The sequence below is a fragment of the Parabacteroides sp. ZJ-118 genome (assembly GCF_011038785.1).
Taxonomy (GTDB): Bacteria; Bacteroidota; Bacteroidia; order Bacteroidales; family Tannerellaceae; genus Parabacteroides.
This window is the reverse complement of sequence record NZ_JAAKDT010000013.1, coordinates 1-21,374: the sequence shown is the minus strand read 5'-3', so window position 1 is coordinate 21,374 and position 21,374 is coordinate 1. Positions and strand designations below refer to the sequence as shown.

At 51.6% G+C, this 21,374-nt stretch carries 15 protein-coding genes; 9 read left to right on the top strand and 6 right to left on the bottom strand.

Going from position 1 to position 21,374, the window contains the following annotated elements:
• Positions 1–235: 235 nt before the first annotated feature.
• The gene (locus G7Y39_RS05410) at positions 236–1,681 is read left to right on the top strand and encodes a PA14 domain-containing protein (RefSeq protein ID WP_165155826.1); all 1,446 of its coding nucleotides are present in this window, start codon (positions 236–238) and stop codon (positions 1,679–1,681) included.
• A 53-nt stretch (positions 1,682–1,734) separates the two neighbouring features.
• Here the strand turns inward: G7Y39_RS05410 and G7Y39_RS05405 are convergent, their stop codons facing one another.
• On the bottom strand, positions 1,735–3,414 hold the full coding sequence (locus tag G7Y39_RS05405; protein ID WP_165155824.1) for a SulP family inorganic anion transporter: 1,680 nt from the start codon (positions 3,412–3,414) through the stop codon (positions 1,735–1,737).
• 137 nt (positions 3,415–3,551) lie between these two features.
• Complete coding sequence (gene uvrA / locus G7Y39_RS05400; protein WP_165155821.1) at positions 3,552–6,335, bottom strand: excinuclease ABC subunit UvrA; 2,784 nt, start codon at positions 6,333–6,335, stop codon at positions 3,552–3,554.
• Positions 6,336–6,555: 220 nt separating this feature from the next.
• On the opposite strand from uvrA, the gene G7Y39_RS05395 reads away from it, so the two are divergent.
• The 6 genes from G7Y39_RS05395 to nadB all read left to right on the top strand — a co-directional run bounded on the left by G7Y39_RS05395 (position 6,556) and on the right by nadB (position 13,309).
• Complete coding sequence (locus G7Y39_RS05395; protein ID WP_165155819.1) at positions 6,556–8,085, top strand: glycoside hydrolase family 10 protein; 1,530 nt, start codon at positions 6,556–6,558, stop codon at positions 8,083–8,085.
• Between the two features lie 13 nt (positions 8,086–8,098).
• Positions 8,099–8,947, top strand: a complete 849-nt coding sequence (locus tag G7Y39_RS05390) for a helix-turn-helix transcriptional regulator (RefSeq protein WP_165155817.1) — start codon at positions 8,099–8,101, stop codon at positions 8,945–8,947.
• A 295-nt stretch (positions 8,948–9,242) separates the two neighbouring features.
• Positions 9,243–10,472, top strand: coding sequence for a nucleoside recognition domain-containing protein (locus G7Y39_RS05385; RefSeq protein WP_165155815.1), 1,230 nt, complete (start codon positions 9,243–9,245; stop codon positions 10,470–10,472).
• A 56-nt stretch (positions 10,473–10,528) separates the two neighbouring features.
• Positions 10,529–10,960: an rRNA maturation RNase YbeY gene (gene ybeY, locus G7Y39_RS05380; protein WP_165155813.1), complete on the top strand. Its 432-nt coding sequence runs from the start codon at positions 10,529–10,531 to the stop codon at positions 10,958–10,960.
• A gap of 150 nt (positions 10,961–11,110) precedes the next feature.
• Positions 11,111–11,473, top strand: coding sequence for a VOC family protein (locus G7Y39_RS05375; protein ID WP_165155811.1), 363 nt, complete (start codon positions 11,111–11,113; stop codon positions 11,471–11,473).
• 264 nt (positions 11,474–11,737) lie between these two features.
• A complete protein-coding gene (gene nadB, locus G7Y39_RS05370) occupies positions 11,738–13,309 on the top strand; it encodes an L-aspartate oxidase (protein WP_165155809.1) in 1,572 nt (523 codons plus the stop codon).
• A gap of 44 nt (positions 13,310–13,353) precedes the next feature.
• Here nadB and rbr read toward each other — a convergent pair whose 3' ends face one another.
• Positions 13,354–13,932 (bottom strand): rubrerythrin, encoded by a 579-nt coding sequence (rbr, locus tag G7Y39_RS05365; RefSeq protein WP_165155807.1) that lies wholly within the window; start codon positions 13,930–13,932, stop codon positions 13,354–13,356.
• Between the two features lie 120 nt (positions 13,933–14,052).
• On the opposite strand from rbr, the gene G7Y39_RS05360 reads away from it, so the two are divergent.
• Positions 14,053–15,330, top strand: coding sequence for a DNA cytosine methyltransferase (locus G7Y39_RS05360; protein WP_165155805.1), 1,278 nt, complete (start codon positions 14,053–14,055; stop codon positions 15,328–15,330).
• Positions 15,331–15,406: 76 nt separating this feature from the next.
• Positions 15,407–18,019, top strand: a complete 2,613-nt coding sequence (mutS, locus tag G7Y39_RS05355) for a DNA mismatch repair protein MutS (RefSeq protein WP_165155803.1) — start codon at positions 15,407–15,409, stop codon at positions 18,017–18,019.
• 56 nt (positions 18,020–18,075) lie between these two features.
• Here the strand turns inward: mutS and G7Y39_RS05350 are convergent, their stop codons facing one another.
• The 3 genes from G7Y39_RS05350 to G7Y39_RS05340 form a co-directional block, all read right to left on the bottom strand.
• Positions 18,076–18,993 (bottom strand): PD40 domain-containing protein, encoded by a 918-nt coding sequence (locus G7Y39_RS05350; protein WP_165155801.1) that lies wholly within the window; start codon positions 18,991–18,993, stop codon positions 18,076–18,078.
• Positions 18,994–19,087: 94 nt separating this feature from the next.
• Positions 19,088–20,191, bottom strand: a complete 1,104-nt coding sequence (gene ychF / locus G7Y39_RS05345; RefSeq protein WP_165155799.1) for a redox-regulated ATPase YchF — start codon at positions 20,189–20,191, stop codon at positions 19,088–19,090.
• 140 nt (positions 20,192–20,331) lie between these two features.
• Positions 20,332–21,120, bottom strand: coding sequence for a DUF6261 family protein (locus tag G7Y39_RS05340; RefSeq protein WP_165155797.1), 789 nt, complete (start codon positions 21,118–21,120; stop codon positions 20,332–20,334).
• Between the last annotated feature and the right edge of the window lie 254 nt (positions 21,121–21,374).

The window sequence follows — 21,374 nt, the reverse complement described above, 5'->3', positions numbered from 1 at the left end:
ATACTCCCATTCCTCTTCAAAGAGATAGCTCCTATCCGAATATCCGGGCAGGAGCTATTTACATTTGTCTTTGTGGTTCTATAACGAATACCGTTGCTTACTCCCGGACAGGTGAAGTTCGTAATGATTCCCGACCGAGTCAACCTTTTTCAGAGATGGACATTGACAAAAAAAACCGGTTTGTGGATATGTCTATTTTTTTATAACTTAGCCCCCAATTATTAATTCAAAGAACATGAAAAAGACTTTTTTATTAGCGATAGTCTTGTTGTACTTTTGCGCCCCGATGCGCTTATTCGCTCAAAAACAGCTTTCTTTCAAGGATGGGAAATTCAAGATCGTCCAATTTACAGACATTCATTGGGGTCAGAAATCATCTAAATGCGCTAAGACGGTCGCCACGATACAATCCGTACTAAAGGCGGAGAATCCGGATGTAGCGATACTGACGGGCGACGTGGTGACAGCCAGCCCTGGTTTGGAAGGATGGAAGTCGGTGATCAGGATCTTTGAGGAGGCCCGGATGCCGTTCACGGTCGTGATGGGAAATCACGACGCGGAGATCGTCCCCAAGGATGAGATTTATGCCATGCTTAGTAAATCTCCTTATTTTATGGGCGAGAAGGGACCGGGTGATATACATGGAGCCGGAAACTATGTGGTACCGGTCTATAGTTCGGACGGAAAGAAATCAGCGGCCTTGTTGTATTGTATCGACTCCAACGATTATCCTACGCTAAAGGATTATGGCACGTATGATTGGATTCATTTCGACCAGATCAATTGGTATCGCGAGCAAAGTATGCGCTATACCAAGGAAAATGGCGGCGAGCCGTTGCCTGCCTTGGCCTTTTTTCATATTCCTCTGCTAGAGTATAATGAGATCGTTGGGGCGGAGACTACATTAGGACAGAAAGAAGAGGGAATCGCCTCTCCTAGGATCAACACAGGTTTTTTTGCCTCCTTGGTGGATATGAAAGATGTGATGGCTACTTTTGCCGGGCATGATCATGATAACGATTACATAGGGATGTTGTATAACGTGGGGCTGGCTTTCGGGCGTGTATCCGGATGTGACGCTTATGGAAATTTCGAGCGGGGTGGCCGTATCATTGAGTTGCGTGAGGGCAAGTTTGAGTTTGATTCATGGATTCGTACCCCGTCTGGAAAGGAATATACATATTATTATCCGTCTGGCCTGACCTCTAAAGATGAGGAAACGATGGAATTCTTACCCGCCAAAACGGTAAAACCTAAAAAGCACGGGGTGGCTTATACCTACTATAAAGGTAAGTTTAAACACACGGATCAGATCACTTCCGGAACGAAAGTGAAAGAGGGTACGATGAAAAACATCTCCATTCAGGAGGCTCCAGACGAGGATCATTTCGCTTATGAATTCCGTACGTTGATAAATATCCCTGAAAAAGGTGTATATCGCTTTTATACGTATTCGGATGATGGTTCCAAGCTGTTCATAGACGGTAAAGCTATTGTTGATAATGAGGGATCTCATAACGCTCGTATGGCGAAAGGGAAGGTAGCGTTAGACGCTGGTTTCCACGAGTTACGTGTTTTGTATTTCGAGGATTATATGGGTGAGTCCTTAGAGGTTGGAGTTTCCAGCCGGACAATCAAAGAGTCTGTTTTACCGGATGATCGGCTCTATTTACCAGAATAAATACCCATTCGTAGAGACGGGGCATGCCCCGTCTCCTCCTATCTGATTGTATCTTAAGTTTGTACGGCAGCTTTTGCTTTCGCTACCGCCTCATTGATATTACTGCAAATATTTTCCGCCCCGATCTTCTTATCGAACCTAGATTTTGTCAATACACGGTGTACATGTTCATTGACACCCGAAAGTATCATATGGATATGCTCTGCTTGTGAAAGACGGAAAAGACTTTCTAAGTTATGCAGACCGGTAGAATCTATGAACGAAACCTTACGCATACGGATGATGCGGACTTTCGGTTTATCTCCTATACTCTTCATGATGCCATCGAACTTATTCGCCACGCCGAAAAAGAACGGGCCGTCGATCTCGTAAACCTCTACGCCTTTAGGCAAGGAGAGAACTTCCTCGTCATGATGAATCTCACCCTCGTCGGAAAGATCGATCTCATCCGTGGTGACAGATACATGCGTAGTCTCAGCCACACGGCGCATAAAGAACAACATGGCGATCAGAAGACCGATCTCGACAGCGATCGTAATATCAAAGATAACCGTCAGGAAAAAAGTCACCAACAAAACGGATACATCGCTTTTTGGGTTTTTCATCAAGGAACGGAACGTACGCCACTCACTCATGTTATAAGATACGATGATCAATACGCCGGCCAGACAAGCCATTGGAATGTGTTTGGTAAGCGGTCCGAGGAAAAGCAAGATCAATAATAACACGATGGCGTGAATAATACCGGCAACAGGGGTTCGCCCACCATTATTTACATTGGTCATTGTGCGGGCGATGGCGCCTGTCACAGGAATACCGCCAAAAATGGGAACGATGATATTCGCTGCGCCTTGGGCGATTAGTTCCGTATTCGAATTATGCTTGTCGCCTGTCACACCATCCGCTACGGTAGCGGATAATAAAGACTCGATAGCCCCAAGGATAGCGATCGTAAAAGCGGAAGGAAGCAATAAGTTGATTGTTTCCATATTGAACGTGATCGGAGCCGGGGCTGGCAAGGAGGCGTTGATCGTGAACCGGTCTCCAATCGTCTCGATGCCTGTAATACCTAACTGATTACGCATGATGTAAACAGCGATTGTCATGATGACGATGGCAATCAAGGAACCCGGGATTTTCTTCGTCAGCCTCGGGCTTAACGTAATGACCAGGATACTGATGATACCGATAACGAATGCCCAAGGGTTGACTGTATCGAACGCCCCGAAATAAGCGATCCATTTAGAGATGAAATCCGCCGGGACTTTATCCATCGTCAATCCGAATAAATCTTTCATTTGTGTCGTGAAGATCGTGACCGCAATACCACTTGTGAAACCTACGACAATCGGGTAGGGGATAAACTTAATCACGGTACCGAGTTTCAACACGCCCATCAATACCAGAATGATACCCGCTATGATGGTAGCGATGGCAAGCCCTTCGATACCGAAGTTCTGTATAATGCCATAAACGATCACGATAAACGCTCCGGTAGGTCCGCCGATCTGTACGTCGCAGCCTCCTAAAAAGGAGACAATGAATCCACCGATAATAGCCGTGATCAACCCCTTCTCCGGACTTACCCCAGAGGAGATACCAAAAGCGATGGCGAGCGGCAAGGCAACTGTGCCGACAATTATACCCGCCATGAGATCTGTCATAAGTCTCTCTTTGGAATAATTTTTCAGTGCCGTAAAGAGTTTGGGCCGAAAATCAAATTTGTTCCTCATATTTCTTTTACCTGTTGATTTGAGGGTGCAAAGTTAACAAAATAAGAATAGGCAAAAAATGGCGCAGGAGGCTATCCACGGATATTCCCCCCCCCGCGCCGTCTTTCCTGACTTTGGCACTTTGTATCGTCGTCTCTTTATAACTTATCCCTTAAAAACCTACCGGTATAGGATGCCTCGCAAGCCACTATCTGCTCAGGTGTACCGGTACAAACCAACTGTCCGCCAGCCTTTCCACCCTCCGGACCGAGATCGATCACGTAGTCCGCACACTTGATCACATCCATATTATGCTCGATAATTACCACCGAGTGGCCTTGCTCGATCAAGGCATTGAAAGCTTTCAACAAAGTCTTGATATCATGGAAGTGTAAACCGGTCGTAGGCTCGTCGAAAACGAATAAGGTAGGCTGTTGTTTCTCCTGGCCTAGGTAATAAGCCAGTTTTACGCGTTGGTTCTCACCACCGGATAAAGTGGAGGAAGTCTGTCCCAACTTGATATAGCCTAAGCCCACGTCTTGCAACGGTCTCAGACGTTTCACGATCTTCTTCTCTTGGGAGCCGGAACCTTTCTCGAAGAACTCGATCGCTTGATTCACGGTCATTTCCAACACATCATATATGTTAGTGCCTTGATACTCTACATCCAATACATCCTGCTTGAAGCGTTTGCCATGGCAGGCCTCGCATTCCAAGGTGATATCCGCCATAAACTGCATCTCCACCGTGATCTTGCCCTCTCCCTTGCACTCCTCGCAGCGGCCTCCTTCCTTATTAAAGGAGAAATAGGCGGCGTTATATCCCATCTGCTTCGCTAGAGGCTGCTCGCCAAATAGTTTGCGGATCTCGTCGTAAGCGCCGATATACGTCACGGGGTTCGAGCGGGAACTCTTTCCGATCGAGTTCTGATCTACAAACTCGATCGCCTGAATCCTATTCAAATCTCCGCGGATACCGGAGCAATCCACGGTCAGACGAGCGGCATCATCCAAATGGCGTTTCACGCCCTCGTAGAAAACATCACGGACCAAGGAACTTTTACCCGAACCGCTCACGCCGGTAACCACCGTCATCACGTTCAAAGGGAACTTCACGTCTACGCCCTTTAAGTTATTTTTCCGGGCTCCTATCACCTCTATATAATTATTCCACGGACGGCGATAAGGCGGGATCTCGATCCGATCCTCTCCCGTCAAATAACGTACCGTATGGCTATCGCTACATTTCCGAAGGTTGTTTACATCACCTTGATAAACGACCTCTCCCCCCAAACGTCCCGCTTTCGGACCGATATCGATGATATAATCCGCCGCACGGATAATCTCCTCATCATGCTCCACTACGACCACGGTATTTCCCAAGGCTCGCAACTGCCGCAATACCTTGACCAACAAATCCGTATCCCGGGAATGCAGGCCGATACTCGGCTCATCCAAAATATACAACGAACCCACCAGACTGCTACCCAACGAAGTAGCCAGATTGATACGTTGACTCTCTCCTCCGGATAATGAGGCCGAGAGGCGATCTAAAGTCAGATAACCCAACCCTACATCCAACAGGAATCGCAAGCGATTATTGATTTCCGTGAGCAAACGTTTGGCGATCGCCGCATCCGTCTCGTCCAGTTCCAGTTGATCAAAGAAAACCTTTGCCTCCGAAACCGGCATCGCTACCAGCTCAGCGATATTCTTACCTCCCACTTGCACATACAGCGCTTCCGGCCTCAAGCGGCTCCCCTTACAAACCGGGCAAGTCGTCTTTCCCCGATAGCGGGCTTGCATCACCCGGTATTGTATCTTATAAAGATTTTCTTCCACGAACTTAAAGAAATCATCGATACCGTGTATGCCTCTCGCCCCATGCCACAACAAATCCTTCTCTTCCTGTGTCAAGTCATAATATGGGCGGTGTATCGGGAAGTTATATTTCTCGCTCTTCACGATAAAGTCTTTCAGCCATTCACCCATCACCTCACCTTTCCAGCAAACCACGGCCCCTTGATAAACAGACAAGCTTTTATCAGGCACCACCAGATTCTCATCGATGCCCAGTACCTTACCGAACCCCTCACAGGCCGGACAAGCGCCCAACGGATTATTAAAGCTAAACATCAGATCGGTAGGCTCCTCGAATGTCATGCCATCCGCCTCGAACTTCTTCGAGAATTCCTTCACGACTACCCCTTTCTCCGTATAAATACGGATCAAACAGGTACCATGACCCTCAAAGAAAGCGGTCTCGGACGAGTCTGCCAAACGGCTTTTCAAGGTCTTATCGCCCGATACCGTCAGACGGTCTACCAACAACTCGATCGGGTAAGACCGCAACTCATCGCTCGCCAATACCTCCGAGATACGATATACCGTATCATTCACCGACAGACGGGCATATCCTTCTTTCCGTAAGATTTCCAGCTGTTCCTTCATATCCCGGCCTTCCGGCAAAACGACTGGGGCGAATACGGCAAAACGAGTCCCCTCGGGATATCGCATGACCTCCTTGATAATATCGCTCACCTGATGTTTTTTCACCTCGGTACCGGAAACCGGCGATATCGTCTTCCCGACACGAGCATACAACAAGCGTAAATACTCATAAATCTCGGTAGATGTACCGACCGTGGAACGCGGATTACGGGTATTCACCTTCTGCTCGATAGCGATGGCGGGCGGTATTCCCTTAATATAGTCGCATTCCGGCTTACTCATCCTCCCCAAGAACTGGCGGGCGTAAGCAGATAAACTCTCTACATACCGGCGCTGCCCCTCCGCATAAAGGGTATCGAACGCCAACGATGATTTTCCACTCCCCGACAGCCCGGTTATCACCACCAGCTTGTCCCTTGGAATCTCTACATCTATATTTTTCAAGTTGTTGACACGCGCCCCCTTGATGAAAATCGAATTGCTCTCAGACATATTACCTCTATCTTTTTCTTTAACGCAAATTTAGATATAAATCTCGATTTATAGGCCCGTGAGATAAGAAAACTGGAGATAAAGCCCGAGGAGGGAAATGTCAGACAGGGTGTGCCTCGTCTCTACTGCCAAGTAAAATAACAAGGGTGAGATATTTCATATTTACAGGGAATCTTCTACATTTGTTGGAAATTTCATAGACAAATACAGCAAGGCGCTCATGTACATTAACTATTTCCGCTTCTTAATAGCGATTCTCTTTTGTGCGATAACCTCATGTTCTACCGTTCGCAAGGCCCCCCGTCTGGTTACGAATGCGGGTAAAGAGACCAAGCGAGAGTTTAGGGGAGCATGGATACAGACTGCTTTTCAAGGCGAATACAAGGATATGACTCCCGCCCGGATGAGAAAAGACTTCATCCGCAAGCTTAATTACCTGCAAGCATGCGGCATCAACGCCATCATCTTTCAGGTGCGCCCCGAAGCGGATGCTTTCTACAAATCCGATATTGAGCCGTGGAGCCGCTTCTTCACCGGAGAGCAGGGTCTAGCCCCGACAGGAGAGTTCGACCCGATGGCCTTCTTGGTTCAAGAATGCCATAAACGAAACATGGAGTTTCACGCTTGGTTAAATCCTTACCGGGCAAGCACGGCGGGAAACACTCGTTTCGCCGATTCTCACATCTATCATAAGCATCCCGAATGGTTTGTCACCTATAACAAACAAATCCTTTTCGACCCGGGATTACCGGAGAGCCGTCGGTTCATCTGCCGGGTGGTGCGTGATATCGTCAGCCGTTACGACGTAGACGCTATCCATATGGACGATTATTTCTATCCCTATCCCATAGCGGGTATGACTTTCCCGGATGATAGCAGCTTCCGGAAATACGGCTTGCGAAAAGGCTATAGCGAGGCACAAAGGAACGATTGGCGCCGGGAGAACGTAAATATCTTGATCCGGGAATTGAAACGTACCATCTTGCTCACCAAGCCTTGGGTACGTTTCGGTATCAGTCCCTTCGGCATCTACCGCAACAAGAGAAGTACCGCGGACGGATCAGGTAGCAATACCAACGGCCTACAAAACTACGACGACCTCTACGCCGATATCACCTATTGGGTACAGCAAGGCTGGATTGATTATAACATCCCCCAGATCTATTGGGAGATCGGACACCCGGCGGCGGATTACATCACGCTTGTCAAATGGTGGGACAAAAACGCCAACAGCGGACACCTGTATATCGGGCAAGACGTGGCCCGCACCATGAAAGCAGATCAATTAACCCGCAAGATGCGTTACGAACGCACCTTGCCTCACGTGAGCGGCAACTGTTTCTGGCCCGCCAACGAGATTCTATGGAATAACAAGGGCGTAGCCGACAGCCTGAAACGGAACTACCACCGTTACCCAGCACTTATCCCGGCCTATACCCATATGCATAACCGTCCGCCAAAAGACGTAAGCAAGCTAAAGGCCGAATGGACCCCTAAAGGCTTCTTGTTACATTGGCAAGCGGAGCGAAGCCCCACGAATCCAGAGCTAGCTTCTTATTTCGTCGTCTATCGCTTTAACGACAAGGAGCCGATAGACACGAGCGATCCCTCAAAGATCGTGGCTATCACCCGGGAAACCGGCTACCTGATGCCTTACGAGAAAGGTAGGATCAAGTATCATTACGTGGTGACCGCCGTAGACCGTTTTCATAACGAGAGCGGAGGCAGAACAAAGAAAGTGAAATTATAGCAACACTCAAGGCATGTTAACCGACCATCGCTGCGCCAAATATACCGACTGTCCCTCTTGTAGCTTCTACCAGAGGGATATATTCAAGTATCGGATTTATCCGAAAGGATACGTGATCCCTCAGACTAGATGCGTGCAGAACATGGTATTCTTCCTGATCAAGGGAGAAATCTGGCTGAACAGCGAGGAGCACCCGGATACTACGTTCCGGGGCGGACAGTTCGTATTGCAAGTAATCGGCTCGAAAGTGGAGTGCAAGGTACTCGACCATGCCGAATGTATCATCTATCTCTTCGAGCGTCTGCAAAGCATATGCGACAACCGTTTCAACAAAGGCATCTCCATCGTGGAGAACGAGTGCCAGCAGCCCATCGTCATGACGATGGTTCCGCCGATACAACTCTTCATCGAGGGGATGAAGCTTTACCTCAACGATGATTTAAGATGTTCCGGGCTGATGCAAGCCAAACGCTCGGAGATGGTCTACTTGCTGAACTGCTACTATCCCATCAAGGAGCTAGCCGCCTTTTACGCCCCGATTTACCGGTATAGCCACAGTTTCCAGTATTTCGTGATGCAGAACTACCAAAAGGCGAAAGACGTGGAGACCTTCGCTCAATTGGGGGGCTACAGCGTACCCACTTTCCGCCGTATCTTCAAGTACACGTTCGGAGAGCCCGCTTATCAATGGATGCTGAAACGCAAATGCCACGACATTCATAACGACCTTATCATGACCGAGCTTTCCATATCCGAGATTTGTCACAAGTATGGCTTCGAGTCGCTTTCTAACTTCTCGCACTTCTGCAAGGCTAATTTCGGCCAATCTCCCCGCTCTGTCCGTTCCTTAAAAGAACCTTGAATACCTTGAGAAGAACGGCTACGATTTCACCTACTTCCGCGAGCCGGGGCGTTTCGACACGCCACGGTATCTCGCGCAAATCGAAATTAAGGCGAAAACCATTGAGACACGGCGCCAAGTCAATGGAACGCAAGACGGATTCCAGTGACTTAGCCGTCCTATCCCAGGCGGATATTCCCCGGCGCCTTCTCTGATTCAGACACAACAAGGGCTTCATTGAATGGTTGCGGATTTGAGAATGAAATATGATGAATTGGCAATTAATTCCTAAATTCGCGACCAATATATTTTTGTTATGGTACTAAATTACATTTGGATCGCTTTCTTCGTGATCGCTTTCTTCGTGGCCGTAGGTAAATTGGTCATCGGCGGGGATACCGCTGTTTTTACCGAGATTATCAACGCTTCTTTCGCCTCGGCTAAGACGGGGTTCGAGATCTCATTGGGACTTACCGGGATCTTGTCGCTTTGGCTGGGGATTATGAAGATTGGCGAGAAAGGAGGAGTGATCCAAGCGTTCGCACGATTGGCCGCCCCGGTATTCAGTAAGCTATTCCCGGATATTCCGAAAGATCATCCAGTGACGGGATCGATCTTCATGAACTTGTCGGCGAACTTGTTGGGGCTGGATAATGCCGCCACGCCGATGGGACTGAGGGCGATGCAACAATTGCAGGAGTTAAATCCAGAGAAAGAGTCCGCAAGTAACTCGATGGTCATGTTTCTTTGCATCAACGCCTCGGGGCTGACCTTGATCCCGATCACCATCATGATGTACCGGGCACAGATGGGAGCCGCAAATCCGTCGGATGTATTCCTGCCGATCATGCTGACTACTTTCACGTCTACCTTGGTAGCGATCTTGGCGGTTTGCGTACGACAAAAGATTAATGTCTTGCAACGGAACCTCGTATTGTTTTTCGGCGGGTTGGGACTATTTATCGGAGGATTGGTCTGGTTGTTCAATTCTATGGAGCAAGAGCAGGTTTCCCTGTATTCAACCTTGTTCGCCAATACGCTGCTTTTCACCATTATCTGCGGGTTTATCATCAGCGGTACGCGGAAAAAGATCAACGTGTACGACGCTTTTATCGAAGGGGCGAAAGAGGGTTTCCATACCGCCATAACGATTATTCCTTATCTCGTGGCGATCTTGGTCGGTATCGGAATTTTCCGGGCCTCGGGAGCGATGGATTTCATCACCGAGGGGGTTCGTATGGGAGTAGCAGCGATCGGTCTTGATACGGAGTTTGTAGGGGCGCTACCTACGATCCTCATGAAGCCGCTAAGCGGAAGCGGGGCTAGGGGCATGATGTTGGACGCGATGAATACCTATGGGGCAGATTCTTTCGTAGGCCGCCTGTCATCCATCGTACAGGGCTCTTGCGATACGACCTTTTATGTAGTCGCTCTTTATTACGGCAGCGTCGGCATTCGTAATACCCGCTATACGGTACAGTGCGCCTTATTGGCGGATCTGGCCGGAGCGATAGCGGCGATAGCGATGGCTTATCTATTCTTTTAACAGCCCGTATAACCAATCGGACAATACTATTTTCAAATCATCAAGAGCAACAATTTATGGCAATAGCATATTACGCCGAGGATATCCAACTCCCGGCAATCAAGAAAAGAGCGGTCAGCGGATGGATCAAGGCAGTGGCCGAGGCCTATGGAAAGAAGACGGGCGATATCAGCTATATCTTCTGTTCGGACGAGAAGATATTAGAGGTAAACCGCCAATACCTCCAACATGATTATTACACGGATATTATCACCTTCGATTATACGGTAGGGGACAAGATCTCGGGCGACCTGTTCATCAGCCTCGATACGGTCCGGACAAACGCCGATACATTCCATACGGACTATAACGAGGAACTCCACCGTACCATCATCCACGGCATCCTACACCTTTGCGGTATCAACGACAAAGGCCCCGGCGAGCGGGAGATCATGGAGGAGAACGAGAACAGGGCGTTAGCCATACTTCCGGAGGAATGCCGGGAATGACACTTATTTCCCACCCACTTTATTGAGGGTGGGAAACTTTAGTTGCCCCCAAAGATGTCCGTTTTCTTCTATCGAGGCCGCCGCCGTCCCTGTAAATTTGCAGTGTCTTTGCGCAAGACACAGTATGAACCCATAAAAAAGAAAAAAACGATGAAGAATTTAATTGCATTCTTTGAAATCCCGGCAACAGATTTCGACCGGGCGGTGGACTTCTACCAATCCATCTTCGGCATGGAGCTGGCACAGTCGGCTTGCGGTAACGAGAAAATGGCGTGCTTCGTACAAGACGGGCAGGCGGTGGGCGCGCTCTCCCATGCTCCCGGTTTCCGACCGTCGGCAGACGGCGTATTGATCTACTTTCATTGCGACGATATGGATCCCACGCTCGGGCGGGTGAAAGAGTGCGGCGGAAAGGTCATGATTCCACGCACCCGGATTCAGGTGGAGGGCAGAGGCTCTTTTGCCGTGTTTGCCGACCCGGAAGGGAACCGCATAGGGCTTTATGCCGATTAGCGGAGGTTTTGCTCGAGGCTGTGCCGGAACAGGTGCAGCCTCTTGCCGTGTATGCAGGATGCCCCGGTCTTCCACTTCCGCCTGCGAGTAGTCCTGCCTGTTTACCGTAAAGACTGTATCCCGGAATAAATCCTTCCCTCCGACGGCGTGCGGAAGAAGAGACACGATGCCCGTGCGGTAATTTATTTTCAACGAAAAGCAAGCGCAAAAGGAACAACCTAATCAGTTAATCCCTAACTTTGTGAGCCTAAACAGTAGACAATTATGGTACAGAGATTCGATTACTTAGTGATAGGCTCGGGAATCGCCGGTATGAGCTTCGCGCTGAAGGTAGCCAATGAGGGCAAGAGCGTAGCACTTATCTGTAAAGCCGGACAAGAAGAAGCCAACACATATTTCGCACAAGGAGGTATCGCTTCCGTAACCAACTTGAAAGTAGATAATTTCGAGAAGCACATAGAAGACACGATGATCGCCGGCGACCGGATCAGCGACCGGGCAGCCGTGGAGAAAGTCGTGCGTGAGGCTCCTGCCCAGATCGAGGCGCTTATCCGATGGGGAGTTAATTTCGATAAAAAAGAAAGCGGAGAGTTCGACCTGCATAAAGAAGGAGGACACTCCGAGTTTCGTATCCTGCACCATGCCGACAATACGGGAGCCGAGATACAGACGAGCCTGATAAAAACGGTAAACGATCATCCCAACATCACCGTATTCGAGAATCATTATGCGGTAGAGATTATCACCCAGCATCATATGGGTATTATCGTCACCCGCCATACCCCCGGCATCAAGTGTTTCGGCGCCTACGTATTGAACGAGGATACGGGCGAGGTACATACTTTCTTGTCGAAGATAACCGTTATGGCAACCGGCGGTTGCGAGGCTGTTTACCGGAATACGACAAACCCACTGGTAGCTACCGGAGACGGTATCGCCATGGTTTACCGTGCGAAAGGCTCCGTAAAGGATATGGAGTTCATCCAGTTCCACCCGACTGCCTTGTATCATCCGGGCGACCGTCCCTCTTTCCTCATCACCGAAGCGATGCGCGGCTATGGAGCCGTATTGAGAAACCTTGGCGGCGAGGAGTTCATGCATAAGTATGATCCCCGTCTTTCCTTGGCTCCTCGCGATATCGTAGCCCGTGCGATCGATAACGAGATGAAACAACGGGGTGAAGACCATGTCTATCTAGATGTGACCCACAAAGATCCGGAAGAGACGAAGAAACATTTCCCCAATATCTATAAGAAATGCCTCAGTCTAGGGATCGATATCACGAAAGATTACATCCCGGTAGCCCCTGCCGCCCATTATCTATGCGGAGGTATCAAGGTAGACTTGAATGGGCAATCCAGCATCCGTCGCCTATATGCGATCGGAGAGTGTTCTTGTACCGGCTTGCACGGTGGTAACCGACTGGCCTCAAACTCATTGATCGAGGCGGTTGTATATGCCGACGCCGCGGCGAAACACTCATTAAGCGTTTTGGATCGCTATGAGTTCAACCAAGATGTACCGGAATGGAACGATGAGGGAACGATCACCAATGAAGAGCGTGTATTGATCACTCAGAGCATGAAAGAGGTGAACCAGATCATGGAGGCGTATGTAGGTATCGTTCGCAGTAACACGCGTTTGATCCGTGCGTGGAACCGTCTGGATATTCTGTATGAGGAGACAGAGAGCCTGTTCAAGCGTTGCAAGGCATCCCGGGAATTATGCGAGTTGCGCAATATGATCAATGTAGGCTATTTGATCACTCGCCAAGCGATGGAGCGGAAAGAGAGCCGAGGATTACATTATACGATTGATTATCCACCGGTTAAATAATCGAGAATCGAGAATTGGCATAGCAATTCTCGATTCTCTACTTATCAATAGTTCTGTTTCATCGGTTCAAAGAAAGCGCGCGGATGAGCGCATGCCGGACAATTAACCGGAGCCTCCTTGCTCTCGATCACAAAGCCGCAGTTACGGCATTGCCAGAAAATGGCTTCATCTTTCTCGAATACTTTCCCTCCCTCTACGTTAGCCAACAATTTACGATAACGACTCTCGTGTTCAGCCTCTACCTTCGCGATCATTTTGAAAGCCAAAGCGATAGCGGGAAAGCCTTCTTCCTCTGCGATCTTGGCGAACTCGGGATACAATTCGGACCACTCCTCATTCTCACCGGCTGCCGCGGCGGCCAAGTTCTCGGCGGTTGTTCCGATTACGCCCGCGGGATAAGAAGCGGTAATCTCAACCATTCCCCCCTCCAGGAACTTAAAGAAGCGTTTGGCGTGTTCCTTCTCTTGCTCGGCTGTCTCCATAAAAACCCCCGCGATTTGCTCGTAACCCTCTTTTTTAGCTACGCTGGCGAAAAAGGTGTAACGACTTCTTGCCTGAGATTCCCCGGCAAATGATTTCAACAAATTCTGCTCGGTACGTGTACCTTTAATACTTTTTTCCATACTACTAATTTTATCTAATCAGTCAACAACTAATCCTCCTAAATTGTTTAACCAAATCCCGTGATTTTTGTAGATTTGCGACTCTTTTGATAAAAACAGTATATAGCACAAGGTCCAAAAATGAAAAGAGGTGGAAAGGATATCGAATCGTTGGATAGCTTACGAGTCTTGTCTCTGTTCTCCGGATGCGGGGGCATGGATTTAGGGTTTGAGGGGGATTTTATATGTCATCGTAAATCTATATCTCCTCAAAGTACGTGGGTTCAAGAGGTTATCGATGAGCATTGGGTCCGTTTACGGAGGAATCGTTTTCGGACGGTCTTCGCGAATGATATATTGAAAGAGGCACAAACCGCTTGGCTTCAATATATGGATCGATTCGGCCACGATAAAAACGTTTATAACACAAAGAGTATCGTAGACTTGGTGAAAGAGCACCGGGCGGGGAAAAAAGTCTTCCCTGAGCGGATAGATGTCGTCACGGGGGGGTTTCCTTGCCAGGATTTCAGTGTCTCCGGCAAACGTCTGGGATTTGCGTCGAATAAGGATCATACCGGGAAATTGCGCGAGGACGATGAGGCCTCGGAAGAGACGAGGGGTAAACTTTACTACTGGATGAAGCAGGTGATCGATATTACGAGGCCCAAGCTGTTTATCGCGGAGAACGTGAAGGGGCTGGTGAATCTGGGAGACGTGAAAAGTATCATTCAGAGAGACTTCGCCCATGCGGCCGGGGATGGATATATTGTTCTGGATCCTCAAGTCTTACATGCGGGTAACTATGGGGTTCCGGAGTCCAGAGAGCGTGTGATTTTTATCGGGATACGTAAGTCCGCGTTAAAGGCTAAGGCCTTAAGAGCGCTTCAAGGGGAGAAGATACCCGAGGCTTACGATCCTTATCCGAGCCCGACACATGCTTGCACCGTGGAAGACAAGAGACTATTGCCGCCGGTGGTTTGTCGGGATGTTTTTGTAGGATTGGAGGAACCGGATAGGACAGACGATCCATCCCAGCGGTATTATTCACAGGCGAAATATATGGGAGCTCATTGTCAAGGTCAAAAGGAGATCGCGTTGGATCATATTGGCCCTACGATTCGTTCCGAGCATCATGGAAATATAGAATACCGTCGTTTATCCCGGGAGCATGGGGGCGTTATTACGGAAGAATTAGACGCCGGTTTACAGGAACGTCGCCTGACTCCCCGGGAATGTGCCTTGATACAGACGTTTCCGCCGGATTATCCTTTTGTGTCGCGCAAGAAGGAGCATACCCGTTTTGAGCTGACGGTCTCGGGTGCTTATAAGGTGATCGGCAACGCGGTGCCTCCGGTATTGGCGTATCACATAGCGAATCGCATACAGGATTTATGGCCGTTGTATTTTAAAAAGAGATAGGAATTGAATCTTCGCCTATTGGCGAGATTTTTTTAAAACGCTACCTTCGCGTGGATAAATTTAAAAGATTACTACCGTGGCAAAAGTTGTGGAAACCCCTTTGATGAAGCAGTATTTCGATATAAAAGCGAAACATCCGGACGCTATCCTTTTATTCCGGGTCGGAGACTTTTACGAGATGTATGGCGAGGACGCCGTGATGGGCGCGGAGATATTGGGTATCGTACAGACCAAACGCGCGAATGGCGTGGCGCAACATGTCGAGATGGCGGGATTTCCACATCATGCCTTGGATTCTTATCTGCCGAAGTTGGTGCGGGCCGGTAAGCGTGTGGCTATCTGCGACCAGCTGGAAGACCCGAAGCTGACGAAGAAACTGGTGAAGCGGGGAATTACGGAATTGGTGACTCCCGGCGTTTCCATCAATGAAAATATACTGAATCATAAAGAGAACAATTTCCTGGCCTCTATCCATTTCGCCAAGGAGGTATGCGGTATCTCCTTCTTGGATATCTCCACCGGCGAGTTCATGGCGGCGGAGGGCTCCATCGATTATATCGACAAATTACTCAATAACTTTTCCCCGAAGGAAGTGCTGATCGAGCGGGGAAACAAGAAGCGTTTCGAGGAGGCTTTCGGCCCTCGTTTCTTTATCTTTGAGCTGGATGACTGGATCTTTACGACCTCGGCCGCCGAGGATCGCCTGCTGAAGCATTTCGAGACGAGGAACTTGAAGGGTTTTGGCGTACAACACCTGAAATTAGGCATTATCGCCTCCGGGGCGATTCTGTATTATCTGGACCAGACCCAGCACACGCATATTTCCCATATCACCGCTTTATCCCGTATCGAGGAGGATCGATATGTCCGTCTGGATAAGTTTACGGTACGCAGCCTGGAGCTGGTGGATCCGATGAGCGACGAGGGAACGAGCCTGTTGGACGTGATCGACAAGACGATCTCGCCGATGGGTTCCCGCATGCTTCGCCGGTGGATACTGTTCCCGCTAAAGGATGTAAAGCCGATCCAGGAGCGCCAGGCGGTCGTGGATTATCTCTTCCGCGAGCCGGAGACCCAGGAGTTGCTGGATACGCGGTTGGGGCAGATCGGCGACTTGGAGCGTATCATCTCCAAGGTAGCTGTCGGCCGCGTATCTCCTCGCGAGGTGGTCCAGCTGAAGGTCGCGCTTCGCGCGATCGAGCCGATCAAGGCGGCCTGTATGGCGAGCGGGGAGCCTGTCTTGTGCCGGATCGGGGAGCAGTTGAACGCTTGCGCCTTGATCCGCGACCGGATCGAGAAAGAGATTCACGACGATCCCCCCTCGTTGGTCAACCGGGGAGGGATTATCGCGAAGGGAGTCAACGAGGAATTGGACGACTTGCGCGCCATCGCCTATTCCGGCAAGGATTATTTGCTGAAGGTACAGCGGCGCGAGAGCGAGCAGACGGGTATCCCGAGCTTGAAGATCGCCTTCAACAACGTCTTCGGCTATTACATAGAGGTACGGAACGCCCATAAGGACAAGGTTCCGGCCAGTTGGATCCGGAAGCAGACCTTGGTGAACGCCGAGCGCTATATCACCGAGGAGCTGAAGGAATACGAGGAGAAGATATTGGGGGCGGAGGAAAAGATCCTCGCGCTGGAGACTCGCCTTTTCAACGAGCTGGTATTGGCCTTGACGGAGTATATCCCGCCCATCCAGATGAACGCGGGCTTGATCGGGCGTATCGACTGCCTTTTGTCTTTCGCCAAGGTCGCGGAGGCGAACCGATATATCCGTCCGGTCGTGGATGATTCCGACGCGATCGACATAAAGGGGGGCCGCCACCCGGTGATCGAGAGGCAACTGCCCTTGGGAGAGCCGTATATCGCCAACGATGTCTACCTGGACGACGAGAAACAGCAGATCATCATTATCACGGGGCCGAATATGGCCGGCAAGTCCGCCCTGTTGCGCCAGACGGCCTTGATCACGCTCATGGCGCAAATCGGTTGCTTCGTCCCGGCCGAGAGCGCCCGTATCGGCGTCGTGGACAAGATTTTTACCCGCGTGGGCGCCTCGGACAATATCTCGGTGGGCGAGTCTACCTTTATGGTCGAGATGAACGAGGCCTCCGACATATTGAATAACATGACCTCCCGGAGCCTGGTGCTTTTCGACGAGTTGGGGCGGGGCACCAGCACCTACGACGGCATATCGATCGCTTGGGCGATCGTGGAATATATTCATGAGCGCCCCGACGCGAGGGCGAAGACGCTCTTCGCCACCCATTACCACGAGCTGAACGAGATGGCGCGTAGCTTCAAGCGGATCAAGAATTACAACGTATCGGTCAAGGAGGTGGGGAATAAGGTGATCTTCCTGCGCAAGCTGGTCCCCGGGGGGAGCGAGCATAGCTTTGGCATCCACGTGGCGAAGATGGCCGGCATGCCCAAGAGCATCGTGAGGCGTTCGAGCGAGATCTTGCGGCAGTTGGAGTCCGAGAATCGCCAGGAGGGCATCGCGGGCAAGCCGGTCAAGGCGATCGCCTCCGCCGCCGAGGGGTATCAGCTGAGTTTCTTCCAGCTGGACGACCCGGTGTTGGGCCGGGTACGGGACGAGATCAAGCACCTGGACGTGAATAACCTCACCCCCTTGGAAGCCCTGAACAAACTGAGCGAGATCAAGCGGATTATCACGGGGAAATAGCTTGGCTCTCACGACGAGGAGACGGGGGATCCGGAAGGGGGGAGGGGAGACGTGCGTCAATCCGCCAGGCGGTAGCTGACGAAAGCGAAGCGCTTGCTGTCGGGTGCCCAGGAGTTCACGTTTATCGTACCTTGCCCGCCGAATAGCTTGACGAGGGTCTTGGGCGCTCCGCCCTCGGCCGGCATGAGGCGCAGCTCCACGTTTTTATTGGCCAGGTGCTGGCCGGGCTCCAGGTCGCCTTTCGCGTAGGTGATGAAAACGATGTGCTTGCCGTCCGGCGAGATGTGGGGGAACCAGGAGTTGCGGGTCTCGTCAGAGGTCATCTGGGTTTGCTCGGTACCGTCCGCTCTCATGCGCCAGACCTGCATGAGCCCGGTGCGCACGGAGTTGAACCAGATGTATTGCCCGCACGGCGAGTATTCGGGGCCGTCGTCCAAGCCCTCGGCGGTGGTGAGGCGTTTTTCCTCGCCTCCCCGGGCCGGGATGACGTAGACGTCGAAGTTGCCGTCTCGCTCGGCGCAATAGGCGAGTTGTTTCCCGTCGGGGCTCCATCCGTGGAGGTAGCTGGGGCCGAGCGGGGTGATCAGCCGCGGGACGCCTCCCTCGAGAGGCAGGGTGTAGACGCGCGACCGGTGGTCTTCCCTTGTCGCGTGGCTGATGGCGATTTGCCGGCCATCCGCGGAGATCACGTGGTCGTTGTTGCAACGGGTCGCGTAGTCGCTGTCGATCTGCCGCGGCTCGCCCGGGGATTCCGGGGAGAGCTTGTAGAGCTTCCCGCCGCTGTTGTATACGAGCCAACGGCCGTCCGGCGTCCAGTTGGGCGCCTCGATCCGGTAGGGAAATTCTTTGACGACGGTGCGCCGCCCGGTCGTGATGTCCATCACTTCCAGCACGCTGGTCACACCGCTTCGCTGGGCCTGCGCGCAGCAGGCGGCGATACACGCGCAAAGCACGGAATTGAGAAAACGTTTCATACACATTGGATTTTAAAGGATATAAAGAAACCGGGTAAAAGGGCTTTACGCCACTTTAGCCGGTCTCAAAGATAGGATTTATTTCGCTTACTGCTTATACATTGAAGCGGAAATGCATGATGTCTCCGTCTTGCACGACATATTCCTTCCCCTCTACGCTCATCTTCCCGGCCTCCTTGACCGCGGCCTCGGAGCCGTAGGCGATATAGTCGTCGTACTTGATGACCTCGGCGCGGATGAATCCCTTCTCGAAGTCGGTGTGGATGACGCCGGCGCATTGGGGCGCTTTCCAGCCTTCGCGGAACGTCCAGGCGCGGCATTCGTCCGGCCCGGCGGTCAGGAAGGTTCGCAGGTTCAACAGGCTATAGGCCGATCGGATCAGGCGGCTTACGCCGGACGACTCCAGGCCGATCTCCCGCAGGAACATCTGGCGCTCCTCGTAGGTGTCGAACTCGGCGATCTCGCTCTCGATCTTGGCGGCGACGACCAGGATCCGGGCCTCTTCCTCCTTGACCGCCTCGCGTACGGCCTCGACGTAGTGGTTGCCGCTGGCGGCGCTGGCCTCGTCTACGTTGCAGACGTACAGGACGGGCTTGTTCGTCAGCAGGAAGAGGTCGCGGGCGGCGTTGGCCTCGTCTTTCGTGTCGAGGGAGACGGTGCGCGCGCTTTTCCCCTGCTCCAGCGCCGCCTTGTACTTGCGAAGCACCTCGTAGACGACCTTGGCCTGCTTGTCGCCTCCGGTCTGCGCCTGTTTCTGCACCTTGGCGATGCGGCTGTCGATCGTCTCCAGGTCCTTGATCTGGAGCTCGTAGTCGATGATCTCCTTGTCGCGTACGGGGTCTACGCGCCCGTCTACGTGTACGATATTGTCGTCGTCGAAACAGCGCAACACGTGCAAGATCGCGTCGGTCTCGCGGATGTTGGCCAGGAACTTGTTGCCCAGCCCCTCGCCTTTGCTGGCGCCTTTCACCAGCCCGGCGATGTCTACGATCTCTACGGTGGCGGGGATCACTCGCTGCGGATGTTCGATCTCGGCCAGTTTGCTCAGCCGCTCGTCCGGCACGGTGATCACGCCTACGTTCGGCTCGATCGTACAGAACGGGAAGTTCGCCGATTGCGCCTTCGCGTTGGATAAGCAATTGAAAAGGGTAGACTTCCCTACGTTGGGGAGGCCTACGATGCCACATTGTAATGCCATAATCAGGATCTCTTTTTTTATGTAATCTTCAGGACGCGAAAGTACTTATTTTACGGGACAGTAGCAAAAAACATCCCCTCAACGGGGATGTTTTTATTTCCGCCGTCCCGCGGTGGGACGGGGCGGTTGGGGCCGCGTCGTCAGATCTCGTCGGGCGAATCGTCGCCCGGCTCGGTCGGCTGGTCCGGCTCGGCGGGTTGCCCCGGCTCGGCGGGGGTGGCGGGGGGGGTGGCGGGATGTCCGAGCACGTTGCGCTTGTAGCGGAGGATCTGGGCGTTCATCGCGTCGACGAAGGGGCGCAGCTCGCCGGTCTCGTCGAGGGTGGCGTAGGCGTTGATCTTCGCGATGAGCTTGCGGTAGGCCTCGTCGGTGGCCTGCCGCGCGGCCTTGGTGGCGCCTACGGTCTTGGAGGAGTTGCCGGTGTCGCGCTGGATGAGCAGCTCGCGGGTCTCCTCGTTGGCCGTCTTCAGGTTGTCGACGAAGGGTTTCAGCCCGAGGGCCGCCACTTGCGAGGCGAACTTGCCCTGCAGGTCGTCGATGAAGTTGGTCAGCATACCGGTCTCCTTGTCCAGCTGGTCTTTCGTGTCGATCTTATAATCCGCGATATGCTGCCAGAGCGTCCGGGCGGTCGCGAGCATATCGCCCTCGGGGAGGTGCAGGAAGCCTTTCACGGCGTTCTTGTAGCCCGTGTAATAGCTGTCGCGCCGCGTGTCGGCCTCGCCGATCCGGTCGGAGAGGGGGTCTTTGCGCGATACGTTCAGGCATTCGTCCTCGGCGGCGAAGGCGCTCTTGAGGGCGGGCAGCTCGTTCGGTACTTTGGCTTTCGCCACGCTGTCGGCCTCCGTCCGCTCGATGGTGGCTTGCATGTAGTTGAAATGGGCTCCGTTGGGAAGCTGGGATAGACCGATGTTCTCAATCGTGTTGTCCATACGAATAATGATTTAACCCACATTGCCACAATAGACCTTTCGTAAGGTTAAACAATCTTTAATTTCGATGGTTTTATGCGGTTTTTGCTGTGTCTATGTGTTAAAATCAGGTTATTTTGGTTCCATACCCCCTCTGTAGTACCCCCAGACTTTTGGCTGTCGTCGGTACAATGCCGACCTTTGTCCCATGCACATAGGAACAGTCTATAAAACCAACAGCAAGGGTGAACGCAAAGCCTACTATCGCCTTGAGG

Bases quoted from the DNA above. Each gene is read 5' to 3' on its own strand.
- G7Y39_RS05350 (WP_165155801.1), bottom strand. From the start codon at position 18,993: ATGAAACGTTTTCTCAATTCCGTGCTTTGCGCGTGTATCGCCGCCTGC.
- G7Y39_RS05410 (WP_165155826.1), top strand. From the start codon at position 236: ATGAAAAAGACTTTTTTATTAGCGATAGTCTTGTTGTACTTTTGCGCC.
- G7Y39_RS05360 (WP_165155805.1), top strand. From the start codon at position 14,053: ATGAAAAGAGGTGGAAAGGATATCGAATCGTTGGATAGCTTACGAGTC.
- ybeY (WP_165155813.1), top strand. From the start codon at position 10,529: ATGGCAATAGCATATTACGCCGAGGATATCCAACTCCCGGCAATCAAG.
- G7Y39_RS05395 (WP_165155819.1), top strand. From the start codon at position 6,556: ATGTACATTAACTATTTCCGCTTCTTAATAGCGATTCTCTTTTGTGCG.
- nadB (WP_165155809.1), top strand. From the start codon at position 11,738: ATGGTACAGAGATTCGATTACTTAGTGATAGGCTCGGGAATCGCCGGT.
- G7Y39_RS05405 (WP_165155824.1), bottom strand. From the start codon at position 3,414: ATGAGGAACAAATTTGATTTTCGGCCCAAACTCTTTACGGCACTGAAA.
- G7Y39_RS05385 (WP_165155815.1), top strand. From the start codon at position 9,243: ATGGTACTAAATTACATTTGGATCGCTTTCTTCGTGATCGCTTTCTTC.
- rbr (WP_165155807.1), bottom strand. From the start codon at position 13,932: ATGGAAAAAAGTATTAAAGGTACACGTACCGAGCAGAATTTGTTGAAA.
- uvrA (WP_165155821.1), bottom strand. From the start codon at position 6,335: ATGTCTGAGAGCAATTCGATTTTCATCAAGGGGGCGCGTGTCAACAAC.
- ychF (WP_165155799.1), bottom strand. From the start codon at position 20,191: ATGGCATTACAATGTGGCATCGTAGGCCTCCCCAACGTAGGGAAGTCT.
- G7Y39_RS05340 (WP_165155797.1), bottom strand. From the start codon at position 21,120: ATGGACAACACGATTGAGAACATCGGTCTATCCCAGCTTCCCAACGGA.
- G7Y39_RS05390 (WP_165155817.1), top strand. From the start codon at position 8,099: ATGTTAACCGACCATCGCTGCGCCAAATATACCGACTGTCCCTCTTGT.
- G7Y39_RS05375 (WP_165155811.1), top strand. From the start codon at position 11,111: ATGAAGAATTTAATTGCATTCTTTGAAATCCCGGCAACAGATTTCGAC.